The organism is Aeromicrobium sp. EU05-FHT14F07, from assembly GCF_058790455.1.
The window spans coordinates 158,493-171,056 of record NZ_JBYTCR010000005.1; the positions used below are offsets into that span (position 1 = coordinate 158,493).

The 12,564-nt window shown below is 71.1% G+C and carries 16 protein-coding genes; 12 read left to right on the plus strand and 4 right to left on the minus strand.

Annotated elements, in window-relative coordinates; translation table 11 throughout:
* The first annotated feature begins 186 nt into the window (after positions 1–186).
* The 6 genes from AC3WRM_RS07105 (at position 187) to AC3WRM_RS07130 (ending at position 5,446) form a co-directional block, all read left to right on the plus strand.
* Entirely contained in the window at positions 187–885 is a 699-nt protein-coding gene (locus AC3WRM_RS07105) for a sirohydrochlorin chelatase (protein WP_492247812.1), read from the plus strand.
* Positions 886–956: 71 nt separating this feature from the next.
* Complete coding sequence (locus AC3WRM_RS07110) at positions 957–3,458, plus strand: FtsK/SpoIIIE family DNA translocase (RefSeq protein ID WP_492247813.1); 2,502 nt, start codon at positions 957–959, stop codon at positions 3,456–3,458.
* Positions 3,459–3,462: 4 nt separating this feature from the next.
* Entirely contained in the window at positions 3,463–3,942 is a 480-nt protein-coding gene (locus AC3WRM_RS07115; protein ID WP_492247814.1) for a hypothetical protein, read from the plus strand.
* A 29-nt stretch (positions 3,943–3,971) separates the two neighbouring features.
* On the plus strand, positions 3,972–4,595 hold the full coding sequence (gene pgsA / locus AC3WRM_RS07120) for a CDP-diacylglycerol--glycerol-3-phosphate 3-phosphatidyltransferase (RefSeq protein WP_492247815.1): 624 nt from the start codon (positions 3,972–3,974) through the stop codon (positions 4,593–4,595).
* Positions 4,592–5,071, plus strand: coding sequence for a CinA family protein (locus AC3WRM_RS07125; protein ID WP_492247816.1), 480 nt, complete (start codon positions 4,592–4,594; stop codon positions 5,069–5,071). The genes pgsA and AC3WRM_RS07125 overlap by 4 nt, the downstream gene beginning before the upstream one ends.
* A gap of 78 nt (positions 5,072–5,149) precedes the next feature.
* Entirely contained in the window at positions 5,150–5,446 is a 297-nt protein-coding gene (locus AC3WRM_RS07130; RefSeq protein ID WP_492247817.1) for a helix-turn-helix domain-containing protein, read from the plus strand.
* A gap of 33 nt (positions 5,447–5,479) precedes the next feature.
* Here AC3WRM_RS07130 and AC3WRM_RS07135 read toward each other — a convergent pair whose 3' ends face one another.
* Complete coding sequence (locus AC3WRM_RS07135; RefSeq protein WP_492247818.1) at positions 5,480–6,241, minus strand: MerR family transcriptional regulator; 762 nt, start codon at positions 6,239–6,241, stop codon at positions 5,480–5,482.
* A 173-nt stretch (positions 6,242–6,414) separates the two neighbouring features.
* On the opposite strand from AC3WRM_RS07135, the gene AC3WRM_RS07140 reads away from it, so the two are divergent.
* From AC3WRM_RS07140 to AC3WRM_RS07160, 5 genes are all read left to right on the plus strand, one after another.
* Positions 6,415–6,936 (plus strand): GNAT family N-acetyltransferase, encoded by a 522-nt coding sequence (locus AC3WRM_RS07140; RefSeq protein WP_492247819.1) that lies wholly within the window; start codon positions 6,415–6,417, stop codon positions 6,934–6,936.
* Positions 6,937–7,005: 69 nt separating this feature from the next.
* Positions 7,006–7,200 (plus strand): DUF3046 domain-containing protein, encoded by a 195-nt coding sequence (locus AC3WRM_RS07145; RefSeq protein WP_067861477.1) that lies wholly within the window; start codon positions 7,006–7,008, stop codon positions 7,198–7,200.
* 105 nt (positions 7,201–7,305) lie between these two features.
* Positions 7,306–7,743, plus strand: a complete 438-nt coding sequence (locus tag AC3WRM_RS07150; protein ID WP_492247820.1) for a hypothetical protein — start codon at positions 7,306–7,308, stop codon at positions 7,741–7,743.
* Between the two features lie 465 nt (positions 7,744–8,208).
* A complete protein-coding gene (recA, locus tag AC3WRM_RS07155) occupies positions 8,209–9,288 on the plus strand; it encodes a recombinase RecA (RefSeq protein ID WP_492247821.1) in 1,080 nt (359 codons plus the stop codon).
* Between the two features lie 2 nt (positions 9,289–9,290).
* Positions 9,291–9,857 (plus strand): regulatory protein RecX, encoded by a 567-nt coding sequence (locus AC3WRM_RS07160; protein ID WP_492247822.1) that lies wholly within the window; start codon positions 9,291–9,293, stop codon positions 9,855–9,857.
* 22 nt (positions 9,858–9,879) lie between these two features.
* On the opposite strand, the gene AC3WRM_RS07165 is transcribed toward AC3WRM_RS07160, so the two are convergent.
* The gene (locus AC3WRM_RS07165) at positions 9,880–10,437 is read right to left on the minus strand and encodes a PadR family transcriptional regulator (protein WP_492247823.1); all 558 of its coding nucleotides are present in this window, start codon (positions 10,435–10,437) and stop codon (positions 9,880–9,882) included.
* Between the two features lie 81 nt (positions 10,438–10,518).
* Here AC3WRM_RS07165 and AC3WRM_RS07170 point away from each other — a divergent pair, with 81 nt between their 5' ends.
* Entirely contained in the window at positions 10,519–10,980 is a 462-nt protein-coding gene (locus AC3WRM_RS07170; RefSeq protein ID WP_492247824.1) for a hotdog fold domain-containing protein, read from the plus strand.
* A gap of 10 nt (positions 10,981–10,990) precedes the next feature.
* On the opposite strand, the gene AC3WRM_RS07175 is transcribed toward AC3WRM_RS07170, so the two are convergent.
* Positions 10,991–11,830 carry an amino acid ABC transporter permease gene (locus AC3WRM_RS07175; protein ID WP_492247825.1) on the minus strand — a complete coding sequence of 280 codons (840 nt, stop codon included), beginning with the start codon at positions 11,828–11,830 and terminating at the stop codon, positions 10,991–10,993.
* Positions 11,827–12,477, minus strand: coding sequence for an amino acid ABC transporter permease (locus AC3WRM_RS07180; RefSeq protein WP_492247826.1), 651 nt, complete (start codon positions 12,475–12,477; stop codon positions 11,827–11,829). Before AC3WRM_RS07180 ends, AC3WRM_RS07175 begins: the two co-directional genes overlap by 4 nt.
* Positions 12,478–12,564: the final 87 nt, after the last annotated feature.

Here is a 12,564-nt window from a genome sequence, read left to right on the forward strand (position 1 = left end):
GGTCCCGCGGACTGTTACGCGCCCGAAACGCGAGGGCGCTGGGCGCGAAACACAGGCTGCCTAACCTCATGGTTAAGAGTTCGGCGCGGGGCCGAACCGTGGTGGGACACCGGTTGCGGCCGGCGGCGACGTTACGCACGTCGCTGCCGGCCGTGCACCGGTTCCGGCAGTGAGGGGGAGTCGCCCGTGGTGATTCGACGTTCCGACGAGGCGCTCCTGGCCTGTTCCTCCGGCCATGCGGGGGTCGCCGAGCGCGCGGCGCTGCAGGCGCTGATCAGCGCCGTGCGTCGTGACGCCCCGTCGGTGGACGTGCGTGACACGCCCGTCGAGATCATGAGCCACGACGAGACCTACCCGCCCGTGCGTGTGGCGGTGCCGCTGACGCTCGTGCCGCACAGCGAGGTGGCCACGGCGCTCGAGCTGGCCCGCGGGCACGACCCGGACCTGGTCGTCGCCCCGGCACTCGGCCCGGACTGGACGCTGGCCGAGCTGGCCGTGCAGCGACTCATCGAGGCCGGTGCCCGCAAGGACGACACGATCGTGCTGGGCGTCTCCGGCTCGGAGAACGACGGGGCGATCAGCGGCTACTCGCGCATGGCGCGTCTGGTGAGCGCCGTCTGGGGCGGTCCGGTGCACGTCGGGTCGATCGGCGGCAAGGACACGCCGCTGTCCGACGCCGTCGACATCGCCCGCGCCTACGGGCGCCGGGTCGTGGTGGCCTCCTACGTGCTCACACCCGGGCGCGACGCCGACCAGCTGCGTCAGAGCGGCGCCGACCTGGTGACGGCCCCCGTGCTCGACGGCGGCATCCCGGACCGTCGCGTCGTCGACCTCGTCCTCACGCGGTTCCACCAGGCCCTCGGCCTCGGCGTCCCGGCCCTCTGACACGAACGCACGTGCCACGCCCCTCGGCGTGGGAGCCGCTCGACCCTCGACCTGTGGTTTAGGCTCTCGCCATGGCGACCCGCACGTCTTCCCCGCCGCGCAAGCGGCCGTCCGGCAGCCAGGCCCGCAAGAAGCCTGCCTCCAGCACCGCGAAGCGCAAGCCCGCGGCACGCAAGCCTGCCCCGCGCACGGGCCCCGGTCCGGTCGCGGTCGTCGTCGGGGGCGTCGCACGTGCCCTGACGGCCCTCTGGCTCGGCGTCGCCGGCGCGGTCGGTGCCGTCGCCCGCAGCATCGGACACTCCGCGGCCGAGCTCGAGCCCGAGCAGCGGCGTGACGGTGTCGGCTTCGGCATCGTCGCGCTCGCGATCGTCGTGGCCGCGTCGGTCTGGTGGCAGGTGCCCGGCGCCGTCGCCGACGGCGTCCGCGCCGCGACCACAGGCTCGGTGGGTCTGCTCGCGTGGGCGGTGCCCATCGTGCTCGCCGTCATCGCGTGGCGCACCCTGCGTCACCCCGACCGCAACGGTCCCGTCGGGCGGCAGGTGATCGGCTGGTCCGCCATGAGCGGCGGCGTGCTCGGCCTCGTCCACCTCGCGCACGGCGTGCCTCGCCCCGACGACATGCCCGCCGTCCGCGACGCCGGGGGAGCGGTCGGATTCCTCTTCTCGGCCATCCCCGTCGACCTCCTGCGCTCGCCGTTCACGGTCGCGCCCATCCTGGTGCTCCTGGTCCTCTTCGGTCTGCTGGTCGTGACGGCCACCCCGCTGCACGCGGTGCCCACCCGGCTCCGCGAGGCCCGCGACAAGGCCCTCGGCCGCTCGGCCGAGCCGGCGGAGCCGACCGACGCGCCGCGCAGGCGTCACCCGCGCACGGTGCCGGACGAGCCCTACGAGAACCCGCTCGTCGACGGACCCGACGAGGACCGTCAGGTGTCGGCCCGGCAGCGACGCAGGGCCGAGAAGGCCGCCGAGGCCGAGGCCGAGGCAGCCGCAGCAGCCGCCGCGTCGGCGCCCGACGCACCGATCGCCGAGACCGAGGACCCCGCCGACGTCGTCCTTCCGCCCCTCGAGCCGCTCCCGGCTCGCGCCGAGCAGCTGTCGCTGTCCGGCGACGTCGTGTACGCGCTGCCCGACTCCACCGTCCTGCGCGAGGGCAGCCCGCACAAGGCACGGTCGGCCGCCTCCGACGAGGTCGTGGAGCGGCTCACCGAGGTGCTGGAGCAGTTCCAGATCGACGCGCAGGTCACGGGGTACACCCGCGGGCCGACGGTCACGCGCTACGAGGTGGAGCTCGGTCCGGCCGTCAAGGTCGAGAAGGTCACCGCGCTCAGCAAGAACATCTCCTACGCGGTCGCGTCCAACGAGGTCCGCATCCTCAGCCCGATCCCCGGCAAGTCGGCGATCGGCGTCGAGATCCCGAACGTCGACAAGGAGATGGTCTCCCTCGGCGACGTGCTGCGCTCGGCCAAGGCGCGCGGTGACCACCACCCGATGGTCATCGGCCTCGGCAAGGACGTCGAGGGCGGGTTCGTCGTCGCGAACCTGGCGAAGATGCCGCACCTGCTCGTGGCCGGCGCCACCGGGTCCGGCAAGTCGAGCTTCGTGAACTCGATGATCGCGTCGCTGCTCATGCGCTCCACGCCCGACGAGGTGCGGATGATCATGGTCGACCCCAAGCGGGTCGAGCTGACCGCCTACGAGGGCATCCCGCACCTCATCACGCCGATCATCACCAACCCGAAGAAGGCGGCCGAGGCGCTGCAGTGGGTCGTGCGCGAGATGGACATGCGCTACGACGACCTCGCCAACTTCGGCTTCCGGCACGTCGACGACTTCAACAAGGCGGTCCGTGCGGGGTCGCTCCAGGCGCCGCCCGGCAGCGAGCGCGTCCTCACGCCCTACCCGTACCTGCTGGTCGTCGTCGACGAGCTCGCGGACCTCATGATGGTCGCTCCGCGCGACGTCGAGGACTCCGTCGTGCGCATCACGCAGCTCGCCCGTGCGGCGGGCATCCACCTGGTGCTCGCCACGCAGCGACCCAGCGTCGACGTCGTCACCGGCCTGATCAAGGCCAACGTGCCGAGCCGCCTGGCGTTCGCCACGAGCTCGCTCGCCGACAGCCGGGTCATCCTCGACCAGCCCGGAGCCGAGAAGCTGGTCGGCCAGGGTGACGGTCTCTTCCTGCCGATGGGCGCGAACAAGGCCATGCGCATGCAGGGTGCCTGGATCACCGAGGCGGAGATCGCGGAGGTGGTGAAGCACTGCAAGGAGCAGCTGCAGCCCAGCTACCGCGAGGACGTCACCGCCCCGGCGCAGGCCGCGCGCGACCTCGACGACGACATCGGCGACGACCTCGACCTCGTGCTGCAGGCCGTCGAGCTGGTCGTCACCACGCAGTTCGGCTCGACGTCGATGCTGCAGCGCAAGCTGCGGGTCGGCTTCGCGAAGGCCGGACGCCTCATGGACATCATGGAGAGCCGCGGCGTCGTCGGGCCCAGCGAGGGCTCCAAGGCGCGCGACGTGCTCGTGAAGCCCGACGACCTCGACGACGTCCTGGCGTCGATCAGCGCAGGATGAGGTGATGGCCGTGAGCACCGAGCGTCTCGAGCCGCTCCAGGACGAGGTCGTCGACGACCCGCCGTTCGAGATCCGACGTCGCGCGCTGCTCTACCTGGTGGTCGGGCTCGCCGCACTGGCCGTGGGTGCGGGCTTCGGCTTCCTCGCCTGGGAGCGCGACGACACCGCCCTCTGGGTCCCGGGCGGTGTCCTGCTCTTCCTCGCGCTCACGGTGCTGCAGGGGGTGCGCGACGCTCGCACGCCGCTGTTCGTGGCCGACGCGCACGGGGTGCGGATGCGCGACGGTGACGGCTGGGTGGGTCTGCTGTGGAGCGAGATGGCCGACATCCGGGTCGAGCCGCGCGACGGTCTGCTCGACCCCCGGGTGAAGGTGATCAGCCCCGACGGTCGACGCATCCACACCGCGCCGCTGGGTCTCGGGACCACGGTCTCGGTCGAGGAGGCTCGCGAGGAGATCGCCCGTCGACGCGGTGGGGCATACTGAACCGTCCGTCCCGCGAGCGAGAGGCACCCATGGAGCCGGCCCACGCCAGCCACCAGCAGGACCCCCAGCACGTCCCGAGCAACCTGAACATCGCCAACGCCCTCACGGTCGTACGCATCCTGGGTGTGCCGCTGTTCGGCTGGCTGCTGCTCACGCAGGACGGCCAGGACGTCTCGACGCGCGTCTGGGCCTGGGTCGCGTTCGCCCTGCTGATGGTCACCGACCGGATCGACGGCGACCTCGCCCGCAAGCACAACCTGGTCACCAACTTCGGCAAGCTGGCCGACCCGATCGCCGACAAGGCCCTCACCGGCATGGCGTTCGTCGGTCTGTCGATCATCGGCGTCCTGTGGTGGTGGGTGACCGTCGTCCTGCTCGTGCGCGAGTGGGGGATCACCCTCATGCGGTTCGTGGTGAAGAAGTACGGCGTCATGCCCGCGAGCCAGGGCGGCAAGATCAAGACGACGCTCCAGGCGCTCGCGATCGGCGGCTACGTCCTGCCGTTCGAGCTCTGGGACAACACGGCGAGCGACGTGCTGCGCTGGGTCACGCACCTCCTCATGGCCGCCGCCCTCGTCATCACGGTCGTCACGGCCGTCCAGTACGTCCGTGACGCGATCGTCCTGCGACGGGACGCGAAGAGCGCGGCGTGACGCCGCTGCCGGCCGCGGTCGAGGTCGTCCGGCTCCTGCGCGAGCGGGGCGAGACGATCGCCTGCGCGGAGTCCCTCACCGGGGGCCTGCTGTGCGCGGCCCTGGTCGACGTGCCGGGCGCGTCCGACGTCGTCGTCGGCGGAGTCGTGTCGTACGCGACGCGGGTCAAGCGCGACGTGCTCGGCGTCGACGCCGGGCTCCTGGCCGAGCGCGGTGCCGTCGACCCGGGCACGGCCGTGCAGATGGCCGACCACGTCCGGCGCCTGCTCGACGCGGACTGGGGCCTCTCGACGACGGGCGTGGCCGGCCCAGGACTGAGCGAGGACAAGCCGGCAGGAACGGTCTTCGTCGGTCTCGACGGGCCCGGCCACCGCCTGCAGTCCGAGCCGCTGCACCTCGACGGTGACCGCGACGCCGTCCGTCGGGGGACGGTCGGTGCGGCGTTGTCGTCCTTGGTCGCTAGGCTCTGTGAGTAGGACGGGTCTCGAGGCCGGGGAATCACCTCCGGACGAGCGACGTTGATCCTGACGTGACCCACGCGGAGGAGGTGGACCATGACCGCCATGAGGCAGCTGGTCGGTGAGGTGCTGCGCGCCCGCCGGGTCGCCCAGGGGCTCACGCTGCGCGACGTGTCCGCCAAGGCGCGGGTCTCGCTCGGCTACATCTCCGAGGTGGAGCGCGGGCAGAAGGAGCCCAGCTCGGAGCTGCTCGCAGCCCTCGCCGCCGCGCTCGACGTCCCGCTGAGCAAGGTCCTGCTCGACGTCAGCACGCTGCTGGCCATCGAGGAGGCCACCGACCTGGCGAGCGTCTCGTCGATCGCCCCCGGCGAGGTGTCGGCCTCCGCGGCCTGAGCCGCCGACCGACCACCCCGCCGGGCCGGCTCGTCACGTGTGCCGGTCCGCGTTCGCCTCGACGATCGCCCGGATCCAGTCGGACAGTCCCGGCGCCAGGGCCTCGTACCGTGCTCTGAACCGCTCGTCACTGGTCGTGAACGTGACGACGCCTCGCTGCAGTGCGTGGTCGGCCTCGTAGAACCGGTTCAGCTCGGCTCGATGGTCCTCCGCGAGCGCGTCGGCCCGCTCGGAGCCGGGCTGCACCCCGGCCGTGAAGGCCTCGACGAGCCGTCGCTCCAGCGCGTCGGTGCGCTCCTTGACCTCCTGCCAGTCCTCCTTCGTCCAGGACCGCGTGCGCTCCTGGCTCTGCGCCCACGCCGGGGTCTCGCCCCAACGCTCCTGCGCCTCGTCCCGGTACGCGGGGTCCCACGACTCCCCGAAGACCTCCAGCTGCTCCTCGGGCGTCAACCTGATCCCTGACATGTGTGCCTCCAGCTCTCGTTCGATGGCCGCCACGAGCCCCTGCATCCGGGTGAGCTGCTCGCTGAGCAGCCGGTGCTGGTCTCGCAGGTGGTCGGCCGGGTCGGTGTCACCGTCCAGGAGGGCGGTGACGTCGTCGAGCCCGAACCCGAGGTCGCGGTAGTAGAGGATGCGGGTGAGCCGCTCCACGTCGTCGGCGTCGTACAGGCGGTAGCCCGCCGCACTCCGCTCGCTCGGCTCGAGCAAGCCGATCTCGCCGTAGTGGTGCAACGTCCGCACCGTCACGCCGGCGAGTCGGGCCAGCCGGCCGACCGTGTAGAGGCCGTCCTCCATCGTTCTCCTCCTCGTCCTCGGGATGGGTTCGTCGACCACCCTGCAGCCTCACGCCGCGTGAGGGTCAAGCCTGGCATCCGTGGCACCGACCCCGCCTGCCATGCTGGCGGGCAGGACGCACGACGAACAGGGGGCAGCATGGGTGCGACGACAGGTTCCGCGGTGGTCTCGCGGTGAACCCGTCCGACTGGGGTCTGCGCCCGCTGGTGCTCGGCGACGTCGACGCCGTGCACGCCGTGTACTCCGATCCCGAGACCTGGCGGCACTTCCCGGAGGGCGTCTTCACCGACCGTGGGCGCAGCGTCGCCCTGGCGGAGCGGGCCGAGCGCGACTGGCAGGAGAGCGGCCTGGGGGAGTGGGCCGTCACCGTGCGCGGTGACGTCGTCGGGACCGGTGGGGTGACGCCCCGCGGCGGCTGGTGGAACCTGGGCTTCCGGCTCGCCCCCAGCGTCTGGGGCCACGGCCTCGGCACGTGGGTCGCGAGCGTCGCCGTGGGGGCTGCGCACCGCACGCAGCCCGACTGGCCCGTCGTCGCGCGCTCGATGGAGACGAACCCGGCGTCGGGGCGCGTGAGCGAGCAGGCCGGCCTCGAGCGGGTCCACGTCGAGCCGTGGGCCGACGGCCCGGCCCGCATCATCCACGCCGACCGTCCGCTCGACCGTCGGCTGCTCGCGGAGATCGTCGCGCTGGGTTGACGGCTGGGTTGACGGCTGGGCTGACGGCCCCCAGGCAGGTGGCAGGTGTCGCGTGGCATGCTGGCCGCGATGAGGCACAGCGAGTTCTGGGAGCGGATGACCCTCCACCTCGGCCCGGGGTACGCCCGGGTCTGGGCCGCCACGCAGGTCATGGCCGAGCTCGACGGCCGCACGGCCAGCGAGGCCCTCGAGGCCGGCGTCGACCCCAAGGTGGTGTGGCGAGCCGTCCACGCCAGCCTGGAGCTTCCGGCCCGCGAGCGCTGAGGCGGCTGCTCTCACGGGCGCCGCACAGGAAGGACACGGCGGGCGCCGAAGCTGCCCGACCATCGTGGAGGTCCACGGGCCGAGCGGTCCGACGAAGGAGCCACGATGAGCACCACGGACACGATCCGCCGCCACGACGTCGACGACACCGTCGAGCACCCGACCGCGCCGCAGACGGTCGTGCTCGCGCAGCACGACGATGAGCAGGCCGAGCCGAGGTCCGGGCGCCCACGCCGCCGGCCTGCCGCCGTCGCCGCCGGCGCGGTGGTGCTCGCCGCCGCCCTGTTCGGCGGCGGCTTCGCCACCGGCCACGCCGTCGCCGACCAGGGCTCGACGACCTCGCCGGGCACGACCTCCCCGGGTGGTCCGACCGGCCAGGGCGGCGCCGGCGGTCCGATGGGGCAGGACGGTCAGCTTCCGACCCCGCCCGACGGCCGGCTCGCACCCCCGTCGCAGGACGGCACGGGCACGGACGGCCTCGGCCAGGACCCGTCCGGCAGCACGTCCCAGGACGACGCCTCCACGTCCGGGTCCTCCGTGTAGGACGCACGACCCTCCGCCCGACACGCATCGTCCGCCAGCCGGCACCCGAACGCAGATCCCTGCGCCCGCGCCGCGCCCCACTGCCGGCCCCATCGGTGGATTCGCACCCTCAAGAGCCCTCCTGAGGTTGAGGATCCACCGATAGCGGCGTGGCGTCGGAAGGGTTCGTCCTTCGGGTGGCCCTTGCGGAGACGAGCTCCAGCGCCAGCCGAGGCAGCGCAGCAGCAAGGTCAGACCCCCTGCGGCAGCGCAGCGGCAAGGCCACGGCAGGCGACGCAGCAGCACGACACACCACCCCACCGGCGTGTCGCACGCACTCGAACAGGTGTTCGTACTACGGTGGTGGACACGGTTGACGCGAAGGGCGTCGCTGTCCACAGGCGGGGTCGACGAGGCTCCAGATGTCTGAGGCGGCCCCTAGCGTCGTAGACGACCGGCCACCCACCGAGCAGAACGGACCAGCGCATGCCTCCCAAGTCCCCCCTCGCGCCCGTCACCGCCGTGACGAGCGACCAGCGCGAGAAGGCGATCGACAACGCGATCGCCCAGATCGACCGCAACTACGGCAAGGGCGCCGTCATGCGCCTCGGTGAGAAGGGCCGGGTCCCGGTCAGCATCATCCCCACCGGCGCCACCGCCCTCGACATCGCGCTCGGCATCGGCGGCCTGCCGCGCGGGCGCATCGTCGAGATCTACGGCCCGGAGTCCTCGGGCAAGACCACGGTCGCGCTGCACGCCGTGGCCAACGCCCAGAAGGCCGGCGGCGTCGCGGCCTTCATCGACGCCGAGCACGCGCTCGACCCCGACTACGCGCGCAAGCTGGGCGTCGACACCGACGCGCTGCTGGTCTCCCAGCCCGACTCCGGCGAGCAGGCGCTCGAGATCGCCGACATGCTCATCCGCTCCGGCGCGCTCGACATCATCGTCATCGACTCCGTCGCCGCCCTCGTGCCCAGGGCCGAGATCGACGGCGAGATGGGCGACAGCCACGTCGGCCTCCAGGCCCGCCTCATGAGCCAGGCGCTGCGCAAGATGACCGGTGCCATCAACGGCTCCGGCACCACCGCCATCTTCATCAACCAGCTGCGCGAGAAGATCGGCGTCATGTTCGGCTCGCCCGAGACCACCACGGGCGGCAAGGCGCTCAAGTTCTACGCCTCGGTCCGCCTCGACGTGCGCCGCATCGAGACGCTCAAGGACGGCACCGACATGGTCGGCAACCGCACCCGCGTCAAGGTCGTCAAGAACAAGCTCGCGCCGCCGTTCAAGCAGGCCGAGTTCGACATCATGTACGGCCAGGGCATCAGCCGCGAGGGCAGCCTCATCGACGTCGGCGTCGAGACGGGCATGGTCCGCAAGGCCGGCGCCTGGTACACGTACGAGGGCGACCAGCTCGGCCAGGGCAAGGAGAACGCCCGCCAGTTCCTCAAGGACAACCCCGACCTCGCCGAGGAGCTCGAGAAGCGCGTCAAGGAGCACCTCGGTGTCGGCGCCCAGCTCGACGAGGAGGTCGACGACGTCGACCTGCCGGCCACGGAGTTCTGATCGTGGTCGGGGGACACGAGCCGCCGGCGCCGACCGACGCACCGCGTGACGTCCAGCAGGACCCCGACGCCGACGTCGAGTCGGTCGCCCGGACCATCCTGCTGAACAAGCTGACCGACTCGCCACGCAGCCGCGCCGAGCTCGCCGAGGCACTCGCCCGCAAGCACGTGCCCGACGACGTCGCCACCCGCCTGCTCGACCGCTTCGAGGAGGTCGGCCTCGTCGACGACGCAGCGTTCGCGCGCGCCTGGGTCGAGTCACGCTCGCGCAGCAAGGGGCTCGCCACCAAGGTGCTGGCCCTCGAGCTGCGGCGCAAGGGCATCGCCGACGACGTCGCGCGCGACGTGCTCGCCGACGTCGACCCCGACGCCGAACGGCAGGCGGCGCACCGGCTCGTGCAGAAGAAACTGCGCTCCCTGCGCGGTCTCGACGACACCACTCGCATCCGCCGGCTCACCGGCATGCTCGCCCGCAAGGGCTACTCGCCGCAGGTGGCCTTCGACGTCGTCCGCGAGGAGCTCGACGCCGACGACTCCGACGTCACGTGGGACCCGCTGGTCTCCACCTGAGCGACCCGTCGAGGAGCGCGGATCAGCCGCGCTCCTCGACGTCGCGGCGGATGCGCTCGACGATCTCCCGCTCGCTGTCGTAGTAGGACAAGCCCCACTCGGCCACCCGGGCGGCGTACCGCACCTCCTCGACGTCGCCCAGCAGCTCGCGGACGGCCTCGAGCTCACGGCGCCGGTCGGCGAGTCGGAGCAGGTAGTCCTCGAGCATCTCCTGCACGTGCTCGGCCGACGTCAGGTGGCCCATGAGCAGACGCAGCGCCACCGGGTGCTTCAGCACCGGGAACGGGTCGTCGACCGGGGCCGACAACCAGCGCTCGACCTGGCTGCGTCCTTCCTCGCTGATCCTGAACCGACGGGTCGTGCGGCGGCCCTCGACGTGCTCCACCGCGTGCACGAGGTCGCGCTCGAGCAGCTTGTCGAGCTCGGTGTAGATCTGGCTCATCGCCGGCGACGTCCAGTAGAACTTGAGGGTGCGGTCCGCGCGCTGCTTCAGCTCGTAGCCGGTCAGTCCCGTGGTCTGCGACATGTCGTCGAACGCCAGCAGACCGAGCAGCGCGTACGAGGTCATCGACAGGTTCACGGCCTCACCCTACTGAGCGGTTCGCCACACTCGGCCGGGCGACGCAGACAGCGTCGCTGTCAGCGTCCTAGACTCGCGCGCATGCCCAGCACCCTCGACGTGTACCAGAAGATGTCAGCGCTCCCGCAGGGCAAGCGCCTGTTCTCGATCTTCTACGGACAGAAGGCGCCCTACTTCGCCTCGATCCACCTGCGGGTGCAGGAGATGAAGCCGCACTTCGCGCAGATCACCATCCCTAAGCGCCGCAGCGTGCAGAACCACATCGGGACCGTGCACGCGATCGCCGCGTGCAACGGTCTCGAGGCCGCCATGGGCCTGCTCGCCGAGGCGACCTGCCCGAGCGACCACCGTTGGCTGCCCAAGGGGATGGACGTGCAGTACCTGGCGAAGTCCGCCGGCGACCTCGTCTGCACCGCCGAGTCCGACCCCGAGGCGTGGGCCGACGGTCCCGACGTCCCGGTCCGCGTCACGGCGGCCCTGGAGGACGGCACGGTCACCGTCGCCGGGACCATCCACCTCTGGGTCACGCCGAAGAAGCGCTGACAAGGTCAGGTCAGTTCGGGTTGGACGTCTGGACCTGTCCGGCCACGATCCGTACCGAGCCTGCTCCGCTGCCGCTCAGCCGACGCTCCAACATGGTGGCGATCCAGGTCAGGATCAGGTTGAGTGCGATGTAGATCGCCATGAGGACGATCGCCACGGCCAGGTAGTTGTTGAAGGTGCGCCAGAGCTCTCGTCCCGCGAACGTCAGACCGGGTGCCAGGATGTAGAAACCGAGACTGGTGTCCTTCAGGACGACGACGCACTGGCTCACGATTGACGGCAGCATGATCCTCACGGCCTGTGGCAGCAGCACGATCCTCATCACCTGCGTCTTGCGCATGCCGAGGGCGTACGCCGCCTCGGCCTGGCCGTGAGGCACGGCCTGGATGCCTGCGCGAAACACCTCCGCCAGCACTGACCCGTTGTAGAGGGTCAGGCCGAGGACCAGCGGGAGGAGCGCGCCGATCGGGAACCCCTGCAGAGACCAGAAGAAGATGATCAGCATCAGGAGCGGCACGGCGCGAAAGAACTCCACGACGAGCCACGCTGGCCAGCGGAGCCAGCCGTGGTCAGAGAGCTTGCCCACCCCGAGGACAGTGCCGACGAGCACGGCCGGCACGATCGCCATGACGCTGATGAGCACGGTCCAGCCGAGCCCCTCCAGCAGAAGTCGCATGAGAGCAGGCGTCACGAACGGCTCCCACTGCGCCGCGGTGAACTGGTCCTCGGCCTCGAGCTTCCAGATGATGATCGCCGCGATCCCGAGCAGGGCGAGCATCGTGAGAACCGCGATGATCCGGTGACGACGACGGGCGCGCGGGCCAGGGACGTCGAAGAGCACGGCGGTCATCGGCTCGTCACCGCCCATCGACGCTCGAGGCGATTCGCCCCGAAGGAGATGACCTCGACGATGAGCACGTAGCCGAGGGCGATGCCGCCGAACAGCCACCAACGGTCCGCCGGGAAGTCACGGATGCCTCCACTGAGTCGAAAGGTCGCCTCGGCGATGCCGAAACCCGAAGCGAGAGAGGTGTTCTTGGTGAGGGCGATGAAGACGCTGGCCAGCGGCGGCACCGTGACACGGAAGGCCTGCGGCAGGACCACCTGCGTCATCGTCAACCCGAAGGGCATGCCCAGCGAGCGCGCAGCCTCTGCCTGTCCCACGGCTACGCCGTTCACGCCGGAGCGGATCGCCTCGGCGACGAACGCGGACGTGTAGACGCCCATCGCGAGCGACACCATGACGAAGAACCCGAAGTCGATACCGATGGGTGGCAGGCCGTAGTAGGTGAGAAAGATGAGCACCAGCAGCGGCGAGTTCCGGAACACGGTCACGTAGGAGACGGCGGCACCGCGCAGTACGCCGATGGGGCACACGCGAGCGACGCCCGCGAGCGTGCCGAGGACGAGGGCCAGCAGCCCGGAGGCCGCAAGAAGCTTCAGGGTCTGCCAGAAGCCGTCGAGGATCAGGCTGGCGTTCGATGTCAGGGCGTCCACGGCTCACCTCCTGCGAGTGCGGTGGGGGGGGGGGGGTTGTCTCTTCTCCACATCTGACGCTGCCGACGACGAATCTATAGTGTAGAT

Coding starts and splice junctions, on each gene's coding strand:
- AC3WRM_RS07110 (WP_492247813.1), top strand. CDS start 957: ATGGCGACCCGCACGTCTTCCCCGCCGCGCAAGCGGCCGTCCGGCAGC.
- AC3WRM_RS07115 (WP_492247814.1), top strand. CDS start 3,463: ATGGCCGTGAGCACCGAGCGTCTCGAGCCGCTCCAGGACGAGGTCGTC.
- pgsA (WP_492247815.1), top strand. CDS start 3,972: ATGGAGCCGGCCCACGCCAGCCACCAGCAGGACCCCCAGCACGTCCCG.
- AC3WRM_RS07130 (WP_492247817.1), top strand. CDS start 5,150: ATGACCGCCATGAGGCAGCTGGTCGGTGAGGTGCTGCGCGCCCGCCGG.
- AC3WRM_RS07135 (WP_492247818.1), bottom strand. CDS start 6,241: ATGGAGGACGGCCTCTACACGGTCGGCCGGCTGGCCCGACTCGCCGGC.
- AC3WRM_RS07145 (WP_067861477.1), top strand. CDS start 7,006: ATGAGGCACAGCGAGTTCTGGGAGCGGATGACCCTCCACCTCGGCCCG.
- AC3WRM_RS07150 (WP_492247820.1), top strand. CDS start 7,306: ATGAGCACCACGGACACGATCCGCCGCCACGACGTCGACGACACCGTC.
- recA (WP_492247821.1), top strand. CDS start 8,209: ATGCCTCCCAAGTCCCCCCTCGCGCCCGTCACCGCCGTGACGAGCGAC.
- AC3WRM_RS07170 (WP_492247824.1), top strand. CDS start 10,519: ATGCCCAGCACCCTCGACGTGTACCAGAAGATGTCAGCGCTCCCGCAG.
- AC3WRM_RS07175 (WP_492247825.1), bottom strand. CDS start 11,830: ATGACCGCCGTGCTCTTCGACGTCCCTGGCCCGCGCGCCCGTCGTCGT.